At 71.4% G+C, this 18,131-nt stretch carries 16 protein-coding genes; 11 read left to right on the forward strand and 5 right to left on the reverse strand.

Going from position 1 to position 18,131, the window contains the following annotated elements; genetic code table 11:
- The first annotated feature begins 104 nt into the window (after nucleotides 1-104).
- The 7 genes from ABZ919_RS18985 (at nucleotide 105) to ABZ919_RS19015 (ending at nucleotide 8,511) form a co-directional block, all read left to right on the forward strand.
- Nucleotides 105-710 carry a TetR/AcrR family transcriptional regulator gene (locus tag ABZ919_RS18985; protein ID WP_361248816.1) on the forward strand — a complete coding sequence of 202 codons (606 nt, stop codon included), beginning with the start codon at nucleotides 105-107 and terminating at the stop codon, nucleotides 708-710.
- A gap of 102 nt (nucleotides 711-812) precedes the next feature.
- The gene (locus ABZ919_RS18990; protein WP_361248817.1) at nucleotides 813-3,038 is read left to right on the forward strand and encodes an MMPL family transporter; all 2,226 of its coding nucleotides are present in this window, start codon (nucleotides 813-815) and stop codon (nucleotides 3,036-3,038) included.
- Nucleotides 3,039-3,168: 130 nt separating this feature from the next.
- Nucleotides 3,169-3,684: a YbaK/EbsC family protein gene (locus ABZ919_RS18995; protein WP_361248819.1), complete on the forward strand. Its 516-nt coding sequence runs from the start codon at nucleotides 3,169-3,171 to the stop codon at nucleotides 3,682-3,684.
- 376 nt (nucleotides 3,685-4,060) lie between these two features.
- The gene (locus ABZ919_RS19000) at nucleotides 4,061-4,957 is read left to right on the forward strand and encodes a hypothetical protein (RefSeq protein ID WP_361248822.1); all 897 of its coding nucleotides are present in this window, start codon (nucleotides 4,061-4,063) and stop codon (nucleotides 4,955-4,957) included.
- Nucleotides 4,958-5,257: 300 nt separating this feature from the next.
- Nucleotides 5,258-7,048 (forward strand): hypothetical protein, encoded by a 1,791-nt coding sequence (locus ABZ919_RS19005; protein ID WP_361248824.1) that lies wholly within the window; start codon nucleotides 5,258-5,260, stop codon nucleotides 7,046-7,048.
- Nucleotides 7,049-7,241: 193 nt separating this feature from the next.
- Nucleotides 7,242-8,135: an NAD(P)-dependent oxidoreductase gene (locus ABZ919_RS19010; RefSeq protein WP_361248825.1), complete on the forward strand. Its 894-nt coding sequence runs from the start codon at nucleotides 7,242-7,244 to the stop codon at nucleotides 8,133-8,135.
- Between the two features lie 100 nt (nucleotides 8,136-8,235).
- Entirely contained in the window at nucleotides 8,236-8,511 is a 276-nt protein-coding gene (locus ABZ919_RS19015; protein ID WP_361248827.1) for a DUF1876 domain-containing protein, read from the forward strand.
- Nucleotides 8,512-8,554: 43 nt separating this feature from the next.
- Here ABZ919_RS19015 and ABZ919_RS19020 read toward each other — a convergent pair whose 3' ends face one another.
- From ABZ919_RS19020 to ABZ919_RS19030, 3 genes are all read right to left on the reverse strand, one after another.
- Nucleotides 8,555-9,724 (reverse strand): serine hydrolase domain-containing protein, encoded by a 1,170-nt coding sequence (locus ABZ919_RS19020; protein ID WP_361248829.1) that lies wholly within the window; start codon nucleotides 9,722-9,724, stop codon nucleotides 8,555-8,557.
- 73 nt (nucleotides 9,725-9,797) lie between these two features.
- Nucleotides 9,798-10,244, reverse strand: coding sequence for an organic hydroperoxide resistance protein (locus ABZ919_RS19025; protein WP_361248831.1), 447 nt, complete (start codon nucleotides 10,242-10,244; stop codon nucleotides 9,798-9,800).
- A 140-nt stretch (nucleotides 10,245-10,384) separates the two neighbouring features.
- Nucleotides 10,385-10,849: a MarR family transcriptional regulator gene (locus ABZ919_RS19030; protein ID WP_361248833.1), complete on the reverse strand. Its 465-nt coding sequence runs from the start codon at nucleotides 10,847-10,849 to the stop codon at nucleotides 10,385-10,387.
- 216 nt (nucleotides 10,850-11,065) lie between these two features.
- Here ABZ919_RS19030 and ABZ919_RS19035 point away from each other — a divergent pair, with 216 nt between their 5' ends.
- On the forward strand, nucleotides 11,066-11,404 hold the full coding sequence (locus ABZ919_RS19035) for an SsgA family sporulation/cell division regulator (RefSeq protein ID WP_361248834.1): 339 nt from the start codon (nucleotides 11,066-11,068) through the stop codon (nucleotides 11,402-11,404).
- On the opposite strand, the gene ABZ919_RS19040 is transcribed toward ABZ919_RS19035, so the two are convergent.
- Nucleotides 11,405-13,075 carry a penicillin-binding transpeptidase domain-containing protein gene (locus ABZ919_RS19040; RefSeq protein WP_361248836.1) on the reverse strand — a complete coding sequence of 557 codons (1,671 nt, stop codon included), beginning with the start codon at nucleotides 13,073-13,075 and terminating at the stop codon, nucleotides 11,405-11,407.
- A gap of 250 nt (nucleotides 13,076-13,325) precedes the next feature.
- Between ABZ919_RS19040 and ABZ919_RS19045 the strand changes: the two genes are divergently transcribed.
- On the forward strand, nucleotides 13,326-14,492 hold the full coding sequence (locus tag ABZ919_RS19045) for a PP2C family protein-serine/threonine phosphatase (RefSeq protein WP_361248839.1): 1,167 nt from the start codon (nucleotides 13,326-13,328) through the stop codon (nucleotides 14,490-14,492).
- 120 nt (nucleotides 14,493-14,612) lie between these two features.
- On the opposite strand, the gene ABZ919_RS19050 is transcribed toward ABZ919_RS19045, so the two are convergent.
- Nucleotides 14,613-16,361, reverse strand: coding sequence for a phospholipid carrier-dependent glycosyltransferase (locus tag ABZ919_RS19050; protein WP_361248842.1), 1,749 nt, complete (start codon nucleotides 16,359-16,361; stop codon nucleotides 14,613-14,615).
- A 123-nt stretch (nucleotides 16,362-16,484) separates the two neighbouring features.
- Between ABZ919_RS19050 and rsmI the strand changes: the two genes are divergently transcribed.
- Both rsmI and ABZ919_RS19060 read left to right on the forward strand, forming a co-directional pair.
- Nucleotides 16,485-17,348: a 16S rRNA (cytidine(1402)-2'-O)-methyltransferase gene (gene rsmI / locus ABZ919_RS19055; protein WP_361248845.1), complete on the forward strand. Its 864-nt coding sequence runs from the start codon at nucleotides 16,485-16,487 to the stop codon at nucleotides 17,346-17,348.
- A 361-nt stretch (nucleotides 17,349-17,709) separates the two neighbouring features.
- On the forward strand, nucleotides 17,710-18,114 hold the full coding sequence (locus ABZ919_RS19060) for a hypothetical protein (RefSeq protein ID WP_361248848.1): 405 nt from the start codon (nucleotides 17,710-17,712) through the stop codon (nucleotides 18,112-18,114).
- The last annotated feature ends 17 nt before the right edge of the window (nucleotides 18,115-18,131 follow it).

The following is an 18,131-nucleotide window of genomic DNA, read 5'->3' on the forward strand; positions in this document are numbered from 1 at the left end:
ACGTTCGTGACCCAGCACACGTACGAAACGGTTTCGTTTCGTATTTGGCCGGGGTATCTTCATGGTGTACACAGCAGCAGGCGCGGAGTGGGAAGGTGAGCGACATGACGGAAGCCGTCGCGGCGGCACGTCGCAGTCGGATCACGCCCGAGCGCGAGGCCGAGTTGTACGAGGCCGTGCTCGACCTGCTCCGCGAGGTCGGCTACGACGCCCTCACCATGGACGCCGTCGCCGCCCGCACCCGGTCCAGCAAGGCCACGCTCTACCGCCAGTGGGGCGGCAAGGCCGAGCTGGTGGCGAAGGCGGTGCGGCACAACAAGCCGGGCGGCTCCGCCGACGACATCGACACCGGGTCGCTCAGAGGCGACCTGCACGCCCTCACCCTGCGCTCGGACGACTGCGAGATGGAGCAGAACTCGGCGCTGATGCGGGGCCTGGCGATGGCCGTGCACGGCAATCCCGACCTCCTGCGGGCGTTCAAGGACCATCTCATCGAGCCGGAGATGGCGGAGTTCCGCCGTGTGCTGCGGCGGGCGATCGACCGGGGCGAAGTCCGTGCGGACAACCCGGCGATGGACTACGTGATGCACATGATGATCGGCGGGTTCGCCGCCCGCTCGCTCATCGACGAGCAGCCGCCGACCCAGGCCTTCCTCCTGTCGTACATCGACGCCGTGGTCCTCCCCGCCCTCGGCGCCCCCACCACCTGAACCCTCCCCAGCAAGCCCACCATCTGACGTCACCGCTCACGTCGTCGGGCTGACCACCCCTGCCCTGATAGACCCCACGACCTGACCGGGAGTACGCCCGACGTGGCCACGTTCCTCTACAAGATCGGCCGTCTAGCCTTCCGGCGACGGCACTTCGTCGCCCTCATATGGGTTGCGCTGCTCACCCTGGCCGGGGTGGGCGCCGCCTTTGCGCCGGCCGCCGGCAACACGTCCTTCTCCATCCCCGGCACCGAGGCGCAGAAGGCCTTCGACCTGCTGGAACAGCGTTTCCCGGGGATGAGCGCCGACGGCGCCACCGCACGGGTCGTCTTCAAGGCGCCGAGCGGCGAGAAGATGACCGACGAGGCCGACAAGGCGGCCGTCGAGAAGACGGTGAAGGAGCTGCGGAGCGGCTCCGAGGTCACCTCCGTCGCCGACCCCTACACCGGGCACGCCGTCAGCGCGAACGGCACGATCGCCTACGCCTCGGTGAAGTACAAGGTCTCCGGCATGGAGCTGGAGGACTCCTCCAAGGACGCGCTGAAGGAGGCCGCGCAGCACGCGCGGGACGCCGGGCTGACCGTGGAGGTCGGCGGTGACGCGCTCAGCGCGACGCCGGAGACCGGCTCCAGCGAGGTCATCGGCCTGGCGATCGCCGCCGTCGTCCTCGTCATCACCTTCGGCTCCCTCCTCGCGGCCGGCTTCCCGCTGCTCACCGCGATCATCGGCGTCGGCATCGGCGTCTCCACGATCACCGCGCTCGCCAGCACGCTCGACCTGGGCACCACCACCTCCACCCTGGCGTCCATGATCGGTCTGGCCGTCGGCATCGACTACGCCCTCTTCATCGTCTCCCGCTACCGCGCCGAGCTGGCCGAGGGCCGCGAGGGCGAGGAGGCGGCCGGACGGGCCGTCGGCACCGCGGGCTCGGCGGTGGTCTTCGCCGGCCTCACCGTCGTGATCGCCCTCGTCGGCCTGTCCGTCGTCGACATCCCGATGCTGACCAAGATGGGCATCGCGGCGGCGGGCACGGTCGCCATCGCCGTCCTGATCGCCCTGACGATGATCCCGGCGCTGCTCGGCTACGCGGGCCGCAAGGTCAAGCCGGCCGGCCAGAAGAGCAAGCTGCTCGGCGGCGGCCGTACGCCGAAGAAGCCGGGCCGCCCCAACATGGGCACCCGCTGGGCGAGCTTCGTCGTACGGCGACCGGTCGCGGTCCTGCTGCTCGGCGTGCTCGGCCTCGGCGCGGCCGCGATCCCGGCCGCCTCCCTCGAACTGGGCCTGCCCGACGACGGCTCCCAGCCGACCTCCACCACCCAGCGCCGCGCCTACGACCTCCTCTCCGAGGGCTTCGGGCCGGGCTTCAACGGCCCGCTGATGGTCGTGGTCGACGCCAAGGGCAGCGACCACCCCAAGGCGGCCTTCACCGAGGTCGGCGACGAGATCAAGGGCCTGAAGGACGTCGTCACGGTCACCCCGGCCGTGGCCAACAAGGCCGGTGACACCGCGACGATCACCGTCGTACCCAAGTCCAAGCCGTCCTCGAAGACGACCGAGGACCTGGTGCATGCCATCCGTGACAAGGGCGCGGGCATCACCGCGAAGACCGACTCCAAGGTCCTGGTCACCGGTACGACGGCGATGAACATCGACGTCTCGCAGAGGCTCAACGACGCCCTTCTGCCCTACCTGGCGCTGGTGGTGGGTCTCGCGTTCCTGCTGCTGATCGTGGTCTTCCGCTCGGTCCTCGTCCCGCTGAAGGCGGCCCTCGGCTTCCTGCTCAGCGTGATGGCGGCCCTGGGCGCCGTGGTCGCGGTCTTCCAGTGGGGCTGGCTGTCCGGCCTGATGAACGTCGAGCAGACCGGCCCGGTCATGTCGATGATGCCGATCTTCATGGTGGGTGTCGTCTTCGGACTCGCGATGGACTACGAGGTCTTCCTGGTGACCCGGATGCGGGAGGCGTTCGTCCACGGCGAGAAACCCAGCCAGGCCGTCGTGACCGGCTTCAAGCACGGGGCGCGGGTCGTCACCGCCGCCGCCGTCATCATGATCGCCGTCTTCTCCGGCTTCATCGGCTCCACCGAGGCGATGGTCAAGATGATCGGCTTCGGCCTCGCGATCGCCGTCTTCTTCGACGCGTTCATCGTCCGCATGGCCATCGTGCCGGCGGTCCTCGCCCTGCTCGGCAAGCGGGCCTGGTGGCTGCCGAAGTGGCTCGACCGCGCGCTGCCCAACGTGGACGTCGAGGGCGAGGGCCTGCGTACGCTCTCGGACTCGGGCCGCAAGGACACCGACCCGGACGAGGAGAGGGAGCTGGTACGGGCCTGACGTACCGCTCCTGGGAAAAAGCGGCCGGTGAGGGTGCCCGTGGGGACGGGGCTGCACCCTCACCGGCTTTCCGCCGGGTGTACGGAAAACCCCGTGAGCGCGCTGACGGCGATGTCGTAGCGTGCGGTGCATGACGACGACAGCCGCCACCGGCGCCGACGGTTGCGGAGCCCACCCCCGCTTCGCCGAAGCCCTGCGCAGGCTCGGTCTCGACGACGTGCTCGCCCGCACCAGGACGTTCCCGCAGGCCACGCGGACCGCCGCCGAGGCCGCCGCGGCCATCGGCTGCGAGCTCAGCCAGATCTGCAAGTCACTGATCTTCGCCGCCGACGGGGTGCCGGTGCTGGTCCTCATGGACGGGGCCTCGCGCGTGGACGTGGAGCGGGTGCGCGAGGCGCTGGGCGCGGGGAAGGTCAGCCGGGCCGACGCCGGTGCCGTACGCGAGACCACCGGCTACGCCATCGGCGGCGTACCGCCCTTCGGTCACCGCACACGCACGCGTGTCCTCGCCGACCGCTCGCTGCTCACCCACGACACGGTGTGGGCGGCCGCCGGGACGCCGCACACCGTCTTCCCGATCGAGCCCGAGGCGCTCGTCGCCCACGCCGGTGCCGACCTGGTGGACGTCCGCGAGCAGACCGCGTGAGCCGCTTGCCACGGCCGCCGTCCTCCTCGCCCCCGCGCGGGGCCGGTTCCTGATCGGGCTCGGCTCGCGCCGTCCGCCGCGTTCCCGGCAGCGCCCGCCCGGCCGTCTTCACCGTGCCGGCCGCCCTGTGCGCATGAGGTGGCCGGTGGCCGGGCGGCGGCACGGTCAACTCAAAGGCCCTCCCATCAAGTCGGGTCGGGCGTGTACCGCATGAGGGGTTTCCCGGTACTGCCGGCTGGTATCCGGAGCGGGAAGCGTTGCCGTACCACTGTCGATCAGAGGTGCTCGGCAACCAACTGCCCGCGCCCGCCCTCTTCCTGGTCGACTGATGGATGCGGTTGAGCCGACCCAGCCGTCTTCGACCGAGGGGGAGTCGTTGTTCCGCAAAGCAGTGGGGGCCGTAGGCGTCGTCGGTCTTGCCGTGGTGCCCTTGCTGGGAGGGGCGGCGGGGGCATCGGCCGAGAGCGCGAGCCCGGCTCCGGGCGCCGGCCCGTCGCCGGGCGTCCGCCTGGCGTACCACGTGGCTCAGGGCAGCGCCCTGGAGGCGGGTGACGCGCTCTGGTTCAGCCTCGAGGGAATGCCACCGGGATGGGACAAGGCCGAGGTCACCTCCCCGGCCCTGCAGGAGCCGATCACCCTGACTCCCGTGCAGAAGGGGACGACGCAGTCGGTCCAGGTGGACGGGGAGGGAACGCAGCACCGCATCCGCTCGGGTCTGCGCCCGGGGACCTATCCGGCCACCGCGACCAGCCACGGCCGTACCGTCGCGACGGCCCGACTCGAGGTCGCGGCCGAGAACTCGGCGCGGATCGACCGGTTCGTCATCGGTCCCAGGGACGCGTTGCCCGGCAGTGGCACACCGGCCTCCCTCCGGCCGGGCAGTGACGTCCGGGTGGTCCTCACCGACCTGCGGCCCGCACCGGGGGAGAACTCCCTGACCGTCACGTCGCCCGTCTTCGGGGGCCCGTTGACCATCAGGACGGACAGCCCGGACAACCCCGGCTGCACATGCGACGACGACGGCACGGTCTACGCGGGCCACGCACGACTGCGAGGCGACGTACGCGACGGCCGCTACACCGTGACCGTGGTCAGCCACCACGGGCAGCGGACCACGAAGCAGCACGTCACGATCGCCGGCCGGACCGTCACGGACGGCGGCCCTTCCTGGGCGGTCACCGGTGGCGTCGCGGCCGCGGGACTGGCCCTCGCCTCCGGCGGCGTGTTCACGGTGCGGCGCCGGCGCTCACGCAGGGCCGAGCCCTCCGCGTAGCGGCGAACCCGGCGGCTGCAGCCCCCCGCTGCCCTTCTTCGCTCTTCTTCCGTTCCTCCCACGCTTCCTAGGGCCGCTGCGGGCCCGGAGGCAGCTGATCCATGACTCAGAAAGCATTCCTTGCGTACCTCACACAGACGAATACCGCGCCTTGCGGTCCTGACGGCCGGAACCGCTCTGTTCCTGGCAGGCGGAGGAGGCCTCGCCCAGGCCCAGGTCCAGGACGTCACACCGACGCCCAACCCGTCCGCCACGACGGCTCCGTCCGCCGTACCGTCCTTTGAACCGGCGCCTTCGCTCTTGGCCGGTCCCTCGGCCACGAACGGCACCGAGGGGCCCTCGGCCTCGCCGTCGGCGAGCGCGGGCGGGTCCAGGACGGAGGGCGGCAACGGCGACTGGTCGGACGCGGACGCCATCCGCTTCTGGACTCCTGAGCGCATGGCCTCGGCCACCGACCCGGCACAGCCCGCGCGGCAGGCGGCTCCGAGCGCCGAAGCCCGGTTGCGACGAGCGGCTCCGGCCGATCCCGGCGTGGCGGCCGACATGCCGACCGCGGAGCACATCCGCGGCCTGAAGTCAGTCGGGACGATCTTCACCTACGACACCGACCCGACCACCGAACGGATGCACGCCCACAAGTGCACCGCCAGCGTGGTGGAGAGCCCCGGCCACGATCTGATCCTGACCGCGGGACACTGCTCCGGGGGCAAGGCCGTCTTCGTCCCCATGTACGCCGCCGAGTACGCACTGGACAAGCAGACGTTCGGGTTCTACCGGATCTCCGACTGGTTCTTCGACGACCGGTACGTGCACAACACCAAGAAGCCCCTCTCCGACCTGGACTTCGCCTTCGGCCGGCTCGCGCCCTCGGAGAGCGGCAAGCAGGCGCAGGACGTGGTGGGGGCGAACAAGCTGCTGCGCACCCCGGGCTATCTGAACAAGGTCACGATGCTGGGCTACCCCTCCAGCCACGACGCCGAGGACCGTCCCGTGCGGTGCCCCACGCAGACGGAGGCGCTGCCCGGCTTCTACCAGATCCAGGCGAAGTGCCGTGGCATGTGGAGCGGTGTCTCCGGCGGCCCCTGGTTCTCCCAGGTGGACTGGGCGAAAGGCACCGGCGAGATCATCGGCAACGTCGGCGGGTACCACGGCGGCGGCAACGACGCGAACGTGGACTGGCTCACCTACAGCCCCATGTACGGCGACTGGTTCTTCCGCCTGTACGACGAGGCGAAGAACAACCAGCACGTCACGCACGGCAGTTCCTACGACCAGCCGGCGCTGCCGTACTCCATGGGCGGCGGTGAGACCTGGTCCCACGCCAAGCTGCTGGCCTCGGGCGAGTACACCGGCGACGGCAAGGGCGACCTGATCGTGGTCTGGACCGACGGCGAGGTCACCCTCTACACCGGCGACGGCAACGGCGGCTTCACCGGCGAGCGACGGCTGGCCGCGCCCCACGGCGCCTGGCAGCACGCCAAGTCCATCACCGGTGGGGACTTCTCCGGCGGTACGGGCTCGGACCTGCTGGTGGTGTTCGACTCCGGCGAGGTCAGGCTCCTCCCCGACGTCGGCACCAAGGGCATGGACGGCGGGATCGAACTGGCCGACGCCGGATCCATCTGGAGCCACGCCGACCAGATCACCGCGGGCAGCTTCGGGACCGCGAAGTACGTCAGCGACCTGCTGGTGCGCTGGAGCGACGGCGAGGTCACCGACTACACCGGCCTCGGCGACAAGGGTTTCGGCACCGAGCACCAGCTGGAGAAGCCGAAGAGCGCCTGGACGGACGCCACCCTGGTGACCGCAGGAGACTTCACCGGCGGCAACAACTGGGACACCCTGGTGCGCTGGTCCGACGGGAGACTCTCCCAGTTCCAGGAGACCGGTCCCGGCGGCGTCGGCAAGGAGGTCCAGATGGCTCCGGCCGGCAGCATCTGGTCCCACGACTCGGTGATGACAGCGGGCAGCTACGACTCCAACGGCCGGCCGGACGACCTCGTCGTGTGCTGGTCCGACGGCAAGACCGCCATGTACACGCACACCGGGGCGACCTTCGGCATCGAGCACATGCTCGTCGCCCCGAAGTGACCGCCCGGGCAACCGCCCCAAGGCCTCCCCGCCACAGCCGAGGCACATCCGGGTGGCCCCGGACCACCGGGCCACCCGGATCCGCCGGCCGGGCTGCTGATCGTGGGCAGCGGGTTGATGATGCATGCGGGGCAGTCGGGGTAGCCCGGTAGGGAGAAGCACGGGGCAGCAACGGGAACGACAGGGAGCCGCCATGACCGACAAGCCGTCCGTCAGCGTCCTGGGCACGGGCATCATGGGGGCCGCGATGGCCCGGAACCTGTGCCGCGCCGGGCTGGAGGTGCGCGCGTGGAACCGCACGCGTGAGAAGGCCGAGCCGCTCGCCGCCGACGGCGCACGGATCGCGGACACCCCCGCGGAGGCCGTCGAGGGCACCGATGTCGTCCTGACGATGCTGTACGACGGCAACACCGTCCTGGACGTCATGCGGGAGGCGGCGCCGGCCCTGCGTCCCGGCACGGTGTGGGCGCAGTGCACCACCGCCGGCATCGAACTGGTCGGCGAACTCGCCGCCTTCGCCGGCGAGCACGGACTGGTCTTCTACGACGCCCCCGTCCTCGGCACCAAGCAGCCCGCCGAGACCGGTCAGCTGACCGTGCTGGCCGCCGGGCCGGAGGAGGGACGGGAGACCGTCACGCCCGTCTTCGACGCGATCGGCGCGAAGACCATGTGGACCGGGGCCGACGGCGGCGCGGGCAGCGCCAGCCGGCTGAAGCTGGTCGCCAACAGCTGGGTGCTCGCGGCCACCGCGGCGGCCGGTGAGGTCCTGGCCCTCTCCCGGGTCCTCGGCGTGGATCCGCAGCAATTCTTCGACCTCATCGAGGGCGGTCCGCTGGACATGGCCTATCTGCGGGCCAAGGCCGCGCTGGTACTCGACGGCAAGCTGTCGCCCGCGTCGTTCGCGGTGACCACCGCCGAGAAGGACGCCCGTCTCATCGTCCGGGCCGGCGAGCGCTGCGGCGCACGGCTCGACGTGGCCGCGGCGACCGCGGACCGGCTCGCCCGGGCCGCCGCCCAGGGCCATGCGGACGAGGACATGGCCGCCGCGTACTTCGCCAGCTTCGGCGAGGGCGAGAACGCCCGGTAGGGCGAGCCGCGAGGGATTTCTGCGGCCGCGCAGACGTCGACATGACGGGCCGGGGTGCCCGGGCGCACCCTGGAAGCAGCGGTTTTCGGAGGTGATCGTCATGTTGCACACCGCTGTGGGATGGCATGTCGAGCTGGAGTTCATGGAGGACGATCAGCACACTCGGGCGGCGGCCCTGGTGCGCTTGCCCGACGGCACGGAGGTGCGGGCGCACGGCCACGCCACCCGGCACCAGATCGACTCCAACCAGCCCCGGGTCGGCGAGGAGATAGCCGGAGCGCGCGCCCTCAACGAACTGGCCATGGAACTGCTGTCCAAGGCCCACGACGAGATCGACGCGGCGTCCGGACGGACCTCGCACACGATCAACGTGTGACCTCGCGCCGCGCGCCCAGGATCGCGCTCCGGGGCGCGCGGCCCTACATGAGCGCGGTGCGTACGGCCCGTACCAGCGCCTGCGCCCGCGGATCCGCCGTCACGCTCTTCCGGAAGCCGTTGGTGACATAGCCGAAGGCGATGCCGGTCTCCGGGTCGGCGAACGCGAGGGCGCCGCCCCGGCCCGGGTGGCCGAAGGAGCCGGGGGAGAGGAGAGGGGACGCCGCACCGTGCAGCATGTAGCCGAGGCCGAACCGGGTGCCGGCCACCAGGACCCGGTCCGCCCCGGCGGACTGCTCGGCACGGGCCAGTTCCGTCGTCGCCGGGGTGAACAGGCGGGTGCCGCCGTCCACTTCGCCGATGAGCGAGGCGTAGAAACGGGCCAGCCCGTCGGCGGTGGCGATGCCGTTGGAGGCGGGCAGGGCGGCCGCGCGGTAGGCGGGGTCGTTCTCGTCGGGCAGCGGGGTGATCGCGGCGAAGGCGCGCCGGGTCAGCGAGTCCGGGTCGGCGTACGCCTCGGCCACCGCGCGCTTGGGGCGGGCCCTCAGGCCGCTCGCGGCCTCGGGTGCCTCCGTGGGGCCGACGCGGCCCACGCGCGCGTGCGCCGACTCCGGCAGGCCGAGCCACAGGTCCGCGCCGGTGGGGCGCGCGATCTCGTCTGCGATCCACTCGCCGACCGGGCGGCCGGTGATCCGCCGGATCAGTTCGCCGGTGAGCCAGCTGTAGGTCTGGGCGTGGTAGCCGTGGTCCGTGCCCGGTTCCCACACCGGCGCCTGAGCGGCGACGGCCGCGGCGCCCAGGTCGGGGTCGGCGGCCTCGGCGGGGCTCAGCGGCCGGTCCAGCACGGGCACGCCCGCGCGGTGGGCGAGCAGATGCCGGACGAGGGTGCGCTCCTTGCCGGCCGCCTTGTACGCGGGCCAGTACGCGCCGACCGGAGCGTCCAGGTCCAGTTCGCCGCGCTGGTGCAGCAGCAGGAGCGCGGCGGCGGCGATGCCCTTGGTCGCGGAGCGCACGATCTGGGCTGTGCCGGGCTCCCAGGGGGTCGTACCGGCCGTGCCGTCGACGTCCTTGGTGCCGGCCCACAGGTCGACGACCCTGTGCCCGTCGCGGTAGACGGCGACGGCGGCGCCGCGTTCTCCGAGCAGGGCGAAGTTCGCTGCGAACGCCTCCCTGACCGGCTCGAAGCCCTCGGCCACTGTGCCGTTCACGTCCACGCCCGCCGTCCCTTCCGATCACCTGCGACAGTGGGTGGAACGTCGGCTGCCCGCCTGTGATTCCTCGGTGCGATCAGCCCAGTACGATCGTTACATCGATGTTGCCGCGGGTGGCGTTGGAGTACGGGCAGACCTCGTGCGCCGCGTCCACCAGGCGGGACGCCACGTCCCGGTCCAGCACCGGCAGGGAGACGCTGAGGGCGACCGCGAGGCCGTAGCCCTGGTGCCTGTTCGGGCCGATGCCGACCTTGGCGGCCACCGTGGAGCCGGTCAGGTCGTAGCCGGCGCGGTTGCCGACAAGGATCAGCGCGTTGTGGAAGCAGGAGCTGTAGCCGGCCGCGAACAGCTGCTCGGGGTTGGTGCCGTTGCCGTCGCCGCCCAGCTCCGGGGGCATCGCCACCTTCAGCTCGATCCGGCCGTCCTGGCTGGTGACGTAGCCGTCGCGGCCGCCGTGGGCGGTGGCCTCGGCGACGTACATGATCTTCGTCGGACGGGTGTCGACAGCGGTGTCCTCGGTCATGACGGGCCTCCCCCGGAACAAGTGGCGCACAAGTACATCGCGCACAAGGTACTGGCTGGTATGTCAGCAGGCGACACCCGGGGGTCGCAACTCCCGGTAACGCGAGATCAGGGCCGGAGCGGGGCGGGAGGGGTGCCGGATCAGCGGCGGTCGGCCGCCGCGTCGGTGCGCTCGGTGAGCTTCCACAACGCCTCACGCAGTCGCGCGATCTCCTGACCGTCGAGGCCTGTCGTGGTGAGAAGTGCGCCGGGTACGCATGCGGCGCGCTCCCTCAGTTCCTCCCCGCGCCCCGTGCACGCCACGCGCACCGAGCGCTCGTCGCCCGCCGCACGCTCCCTGCGCACCAGACCCGCCCCCTCCAGTCGCTTCAGCAACGGCGAGACGGTCCCGTAGTCGAGACGCAGGGCGCGCGCCAGTTCCTTCACACTGGTCTCGCCCCGCTCCCACAGCACCAGTAGTACGAGGTACTGCGGGTAGGTGAGCCCGATAGTGTCGAGAAGCGGACGGTATGCGGCGGTCACGGCGCGCTGTGCGGCGTACAGCGCGAAGCACAGCTGGTCGTCCAGCAGCAGCGACCCCTCGGTGGCGCGGTCCTCGTTCGTCACGCGCCCATTGTCACGGACGAGCCCGGGTCACCGGGCGTGGGTCGAGCAGAACGGCGGCACCGGGCCGGCCGCCGCTTGTTCCCGCCACTGCGGGGAAGTCGACCTTCAGGGAAGATGATTCGCCGCCAGAAGGCGCAAATCGGAAAATATGGGACATTGGTAAGGAAGCGGATGCATAACTTCCGCACAGGTCACTCAGTGTGAAAGGGCGATCCGATGTCGGTGGTCGAGCAGTACGCGCGCGCCCATATCGTCACGGACGAAGAGGATCCGGGGGCCGTACCCGTGCTGCTGCGGTACGACCCCGACAGTGATCCACGAACCGTACTGGTCGACCTGCCCGGCGCCCACGAGTGGGCCTTCTCCCGCGCACTGCTGGAACGAGGACTTCGAGCACCGGCCGAGAGCGGTGCCGTACGGGTGTGGCCGTGCGGCCGCGTCCAGGCCGTCGTGGAGTTCCACTCCGACAACGGTGTCGAGGTGGTGCAGTTCGATTCGAAGGCGCTGCTCAGTTTCCTGCGCCGCACCTACACCGCGGAGCCGGTGCACAGCTGATCAGCCGCCCATCCTGAGCAGGGCCGCCACGATCGGACCGGCCGTGTCGCCGCCGTGGCCGCCCGCCTGGACCACGCCCGCGGCGGCGAGGTCGCCCCGGTAGGCGGTGAACCAGCCGTTCGGCTTCTTCTGCCCGTCGACCTCGGCGGAGCCCGTCTTGGCGCCGTGGTCCCCGCCCAGGCCAGCCATCGCCTTGGCCGCCGTGCCGTAGTCCGCGGTGAACCGCATGACGTCCTTGACCTGGGACTGCGTCTGCGCGGACATGGTGCGCGCCGCCTTCGCCAGCGTGCGGTGGTCCACGTCGGGGGACACCAGGTACGGCTGGCGGAAGACGCCCGACTCCACCGTGGCCGACACCGACGCCATGTTCAGCGGGTTCATGCGCACCCCGCCCTGCCCGATCAGCGAGGCGCCCATCTGCGCGCCGCTCTGCACCGGGACGGCGCCGTCGAAGGACGGCACGCCGATGGCCCAGTTGCCCAGGCCGAGGCCGTAGACCTGCTGGGCCTCCTTCGTCAGGTCGCTGTCGGACAGCTTCGGCGCGAAGTCGATGAAGGCGTTGTTGCAGGAGGCCCCGAAGCTCTGCTTGAACGAGCCCTTCTTGATCTCGGAGTTGTCGTCGTTGTGGAACGTCCAGCCGGCCAGCTTGTACGTCTTGGGGCAGGGGTGCGACGCGTCCGGGGTGATGAGCTTCTTCTCGAACAGCATGGTCGACGTCACGATCTTCATCGTGGAACCGGGCGCGAGCGAGCCCTGGAAGCCGACGTTGAAGCCGTGCCCGCTGTTGGCGACCGCGAGGATCTCGCCGGTCGAGGGCCGGACGACGACCACGGAGGCCTGGGCGTGCTTGCCGACCTGCTGCTCGGCCGCCGCCTGGAAGGAGGGGCTCAGCGTCGTCTTCACCGTGCCCGGCGTGCCCTTGCTCAGCTCCACCAGCGTCTTGTCGGACAACTGGGCCTTCTGCGAAGCCTCTCCGCGCACCACGCGCAGCTCCACGCCCGCCTTGCCGCCCGCCGTCTTGCCGTACTTCTCCCGCAGCCCGTCCAGCACCGGCCCCAGCGAGGGGTACTTGGCGGCCGTCAGCTCGCCGCCGTGACGGTCCAGCGCCTTGATCGGCGGGGTGCCCGACTCGCCGGTGACGAGCGTGTCGCCGTCCTTCAGGTCCGGGTGGACGATCGAGGCATGCCAGTCGACCAGCGGCTTGCCGTCGCTCGCCCGCCGCACCACGGTGAGCGAACTGGCGTACGCCAGTGGCTTGCTGAGGTTCTGGTAGGACACCGTCGCCTTGACGGAGAACGGCACCTTGGCGCCCGTGGGGGTGCCCGGCGTGAGCGTGACGTCCTTCAGACGGGCGTCCTTGCCGTAGCCGGTCAGCAGCTTGGCCGCGGCGGAGGTGTCGTCGGTGGCCGCGGCCGCCTCGGTGAGCCTGCCCTGCTGCCACGCGGTGAGGAAGCGGGCGGCGGCCGTGTGGACCTCGGCGGCGCTGAGCGGGCCGGTCTTGACGGCCTTGTGGCCAGCCGCGGCGGAGGCCCGGTCGTCGGCGGCGGCACCGCCGTCGGTCAGTGCGTAGACACCGAACCCCGCACCGGCGACGGCCAGGGCGATCACTCCGCCGACCACGGCGGGCCCGGTCGCCCTCCGCCGCTCGTCGACGCGCCTTCTCTTGCCCACAGCCTCAGTTCCTCCGTGCCTTCACCAGGGTCCCCGTCTCCCCGTAGCCCTCACACTCCCCAACGACGGCACTCACCTTAAGGTCCCCGTCTCGGCGGGTGATGTCCGCGGCCGATCCGTAGCACGCTTGCGACAATCGGAGCGGCCCACACCCGCCGCGCCCCGGTGCACGCCCAGGGGCTACGGCGAGTGCTCAGGTCCGGGGGCCGGCTGGGTGGAGCCGTGGCTTTCGGCGAGGCAGGCTTGGCGTATGAAGTCGCTCTTGAGCTCACCCTCGGTGCCAGGAGCAGGCGGTCACAACCGGGTCGTCTTCGCACTGATGCAGTGTGTGCCCTACCTGATCGCGCTGGCCGTGCTGGTCATCGAGCTCACGCCTGCGCACTTCATCTACACCGGACCCTTTCTCACCGCGGTGCCGGCGCTGGCGGCAGTGACGTTGGGGCCCAAGGGCACCACCGCGGCGGCGGCCCTGGCACTGGCGATCAGTGTGACCACCGCGACCTGGAACGGGGCATGGGGCACCCTGCAGGTCTACAGCAACTTCCTGGCGCTCACCTTGGTCTCCGTGGCTGGTTTCATCACCAGCCGCGCCATGCAGGAACGCAGGCAGAGAGAGCTCGACAAGGTCCGCCGCATAGCCGTGGCGGCCCAGGAGGTCGTGCTGCGGCCGGTGCCCGCGCGCCTGGGCCCGCTGCGGGCCGGCAGTCTGTGCCTTGCGGCCGGGACGGGGGCGCGGGTGGGCGGTGATCTGTACGAGGCCGTGCAGACGCGGTACGGCGTCCGGATGATCGTCGGGGACGTCCGGGGCAAGGGGCTGTCCGCGGTGCGCGCCGTCGCGGCGGCACTGGGCGCGTTCCGGGAAGCCGTGCACTACGAGGACGACCTGGTGGAGGTCATGAACCACTGCGCCGCCGCACTGCGGCGGGAAGTCGCCGTGCCGGGTGCGTACGGGCAGGAGGTTCTGCTGGAGGGGTTCACCACGGCGCTCATCGCGCAGGTGCCGGACGAGCCCGTGGTGCAGCTGGTCAACCGTGGACATCCGCCCCCGCTGCTGCTGCGTCAGGGCAGGGCGACACCGCTGATGCCGGGCCTGCCGGCGCCGCCTCTCGGCCTCGAAGACCTCGCCACGGACCTCCCCGAGAAGCCGCAGAGCTATGCGTTCGTCCCCGGTGACCGTCTGCTGCTGTACACCGACGGTGTGATCGAGGCCCGCAACCGCGACGGCGAATTCTTCGCTCTGCCGCAGGCCATGGAGGAGATAGGCGGCAGCCCCACGTCGACGGAATTCCTGGAGCGACTGCACCAGGCGTTGGTCCACCACACCGGCGGCGACTTGGCGGACGACGTGGCGATGATCCTGGCCGACCGGTTCGACGGTCCACCAGGGCCACCGTCCGGTGGGACAGACGTGGGGTGAGGCCGTCTCCGGGCCGTCCGACGGTGACCGGCAGCAACCTCCAGCGACCGGCGACGGCCACGGGGCGCGGCCCCATGGCCCCGCCCCGTCGTGTCGCCCCGCCCCGTGGTGTCTGCCCCGCTAGACCCAGGTGTCCAGCCACATCCGCGACCGCCAGGAGTCGATCGGGATCGCCGTACCCGTGTACAGGGGCCAGAAGAAGATGAAGTTCCAGATGATCAGCAGCACCAGCACGCCCGCCGCCGACGCGCCGACCACCCGCCGGGTGTCGGAGGAATCCGCCGGGCCGACGATCGCGCCGATCATCATCGCCACCGCCAGGCACAGGAACGGCAGGAAGACCACCGCGTAGAACAGGAAGATCGTCCGCTCCTGGTACATGAACCAGGGGAGCCAGCCCGCCGCGATGCCGCACGCGATGGCGCCCGCGCGCCAGTCGCGGCGGAACGCCCAGCGCCACAGCACGTACAGGATCGCGAAGCAGGCCGCCCACCACAGCAGCGGCGTGCCGATCGCCAGCACCTCACGGGCGCACTTGTCGGCGGCGTTCGCCGGGCAGCCGTCCGCGCCCGGGTTCGGGGACTCGTAGAAGTACGACACCGGGCGGCCCAGCACTATCCAGCTCCAGGGGTTGGACTGGTAGGTGTGGGGGGACGTCAGGCCGACGTGGAACTTGTACACCTCGTGCTCGTAGTGCCACAGGCTGCGCAGCCAGTCCGGCAGGAAGGTCCAGCTGCCGCCCCTGCCGTCGGTGGCCGCCCAGTTGCGGAAGTAACCGCCGGTGCCGTCCGCCGGCGAGAGGATCCAGCCGGTCCAGGAGAGCAGATAGACGGCGATCGCCACCGGGACCGTCGCCAGGAAGGCGATGCCCGTGTCGTACTTCAGGGCCGCCGCGTACGGGTGCCGGGCGCCGGCCGTCCTGCGGGCACCGACGTCCCACAGCACCGCCATCACGCAGAACGCGACCAGGATGTACAGGCCGTTCCACTTCGTGCCGATGGCAAGGCCCAGCATCAGCCCGGCCGCCCAGCGCCAGGGGCGCAGACCGAAGCGGAACCTGTCGGCGACGTCCTCGTCGGGGCGGACCCGGCCGTCGGGGCCGACGGGCAGCGCGGCGGCCAGTCTCTGCCGCGACCGGTCCCGGTCGATGATCAGACAGCCGAAGGCGGCCAGCACGAAGAACATCAGCACCCCGTCGAGCAGCGAGGTCCTGCTCATCACGAAGTGCAGCCCGTCCACCGCCATCAGCGCGCCCGCGAGGCAGCCGAGGAACGTCGAGCGGAACATCCGGCGCCCGACCCGGCACAGCAGCAGCACGCTCAGCGTCCCCAGCAGCGCCGTCATGAACCGCCAGCCGAACGGGTCGAACCCGAACATCAGCTCGCCGAGTCCGATGACGTACTTGCCGACCGGCGGGTGCACGACGTACGCCGCGTCCGGCGGGATCGCGAGATGGCCGTGCGTCCGCAGCACCAGGTCGTTGGCGTTCTTGTCCCAGTTGACCTCGAACCCGCGGTGGACGAGCGCCCACGCGTCCTTGGCGTAGTACGTCTCGTCGAATATCACCGCCCGCGGACTGCCCAGGTTCCAGAACCGCATCAGGCCCGCCACCAGCGTCACCAGCAGCGGACCGCCCCAGCCCGACCAGCGCGTGACGCGCTCGGCGAGGACCGGCGGCACGCCGAGCGCCTGCCACAGCCGGGGACTCGGCTCGGCGTACGGGGGCACCAGCCGGTCCCGTACGTCGCCCGAGGGGGCGTCCTTGCCCGGTGCGTACCCGAATCGGCGCAGCCGCTGCTGCCACGACGGCCGCTGGTCGTGCGGCGGCTGGCCCTGCCGGAGGTCCATGGAGGACGCGGTACTGGTCACCGCGCCATCGTAGGGAACCGTTCTGTGCGAGTCCCGCGCATGTGCGGTACGGGTCGGGAAGCGGCCGTTCTCCCGGGGGCGGGGGCGGGCCGCGCGGGGGCCGGGGGCTGGGAGGATGGGGGGGTGACTGGAACCCTTGTCCTGGCAGGTACCCCCATCGGCGACATCGCGGACGCGCCGCCCCGGCTGGCCGAGGAGCTGGCCGGAGCCGACGTGGTCGCCGCCGAGGACACCCGGCGGCTGCGCCGGCTCACGCAGGCGCTGGGCGTCACGCCCAAGGGCCGCGTCGTGTCGTACTTCGAGGGCAACGAGTCCGCCCGCACGCCCGAGCTCGTCCAGGAGCTGCTCGGGGGCGCGCGCGTGCTGCTGGTGACCGACGCGGGGATGCCGTCCGTCTCCGACCCGGGCTACCGGCTGGTCGCGGCCGCCGTGGCGGAGGACATCCGGGTCACCGCCGTGCCCGGGCCGTCCGCCGTGCTGACCGCGCTCGCCCTGTCCGGGCTGCCCGTGGACCGGTTCTGCTTCGAGGGCTTCCTGCCGCGCAAGGCGGGTGAGCGGCTGTCCCGGCTGCGCGAGGTCGCCGCGGAACGGCGCACGCTGGTGTACTTCGAGGCCCCGCACCGGCTCGACGACACCCTCGCCGCCATGGCCGAGGTCTTCGGCGCCGACCGGCGGGCCGCCGTCTGCCGGGAGCTGACCAAGACGTACGAGGAGGTACGGCGCGGTCCGCTGGCCGAGCTGGCGCGGTGGGCGGCCGAGGGGGTGCGCGGGGAGATCACCGTGGTGGTCGAGGGCGCACCGGAGAGCGGGCCCGAGGAACTGGACGCGGAGGAACTCGTGCGCCGGGTACGCGTGCGTGAGGAGGCGGGGGAGCGGCGCAAGGAGGCGATCGCGGCGGTGGCCGTGGAGGCGGGAGTGCCGAAGCGGGTCGTCTTCGACGCCGTCGTTGCAGCGAAGAGTTCCGCCGGGGGAGCCGGAGCCCAGTAGTGCCGTCGGGCCGCGGGGGTCAGGGCGGCCCGCGGGCTGGTCGTGGCTGGTCGCGCGGGTCCCGGCGGCCCTTCGGGCGCGGCCCCCGGCCCGCGTCGGCACCCCCTCTGAGCAGGGCTGTTCTCGGGTGAGCGGGCGACCCATGGGACGGCAAAGGGCTGTCGCCGATGGCAAAGCGAAACGCGGCCGGCCGGGGGCTTTTCGGCAAGGAAGACTCAAATCGCCTCCAACACTCGACAGCCCTGATGCATTCGCGCCGGTGAAGGCGTCCACTGGTCGAAGGGACGCACCCGTCCCTCGCCCCAGCGGATTCCGGGGGAATCCCGCGCGGGCGCTTGTCCAGCGGACAAGAGGAGCTGGCATGAGTGAGATCGCAGGACAGACCGGCCTCCGCGGTACGGCCACAGCCGTTGTTCACGAGTCGTATGCGTTCGCCTGCATGCGCTGCGGGCACGGCTGGGAGCAGTCGTACGAGATAGAGCACCACACGGACGCCGACGGGCAGGAGTTCGTGCTGTACGTGGCCGACGGCCGGGTCGTGCCGTCGCCGCTGAGCCGCCCCAGCTGCCAGAACTGCGACGGCCACGTGGTGCGGATCATGCGCGCGGGTCAGGTCTCGTCGGTGCGCGGCGCCACCGAGCGGCACCACGCCGTGCCGCCGGCCGGCCCGGTCGAGGCGCCCCAGGTACCCGCGCCGGAGCCGGGGGAGCCGCACCACTGGCACCTGTCCGATCTCCTGCACCCTTTCCAGCGCAAGGCCGGCTGAGCGGATCGGCGGCCGGT

Origin of the sequence: Streptomyces sp. NPDC046759, assembly GCF_040645475.1 — a bacterium.
GTDB lineage: Bacteria > Actinomycetota > Actinomycetes > Streptomycetales > Streptomycetaceae > Streptomyces.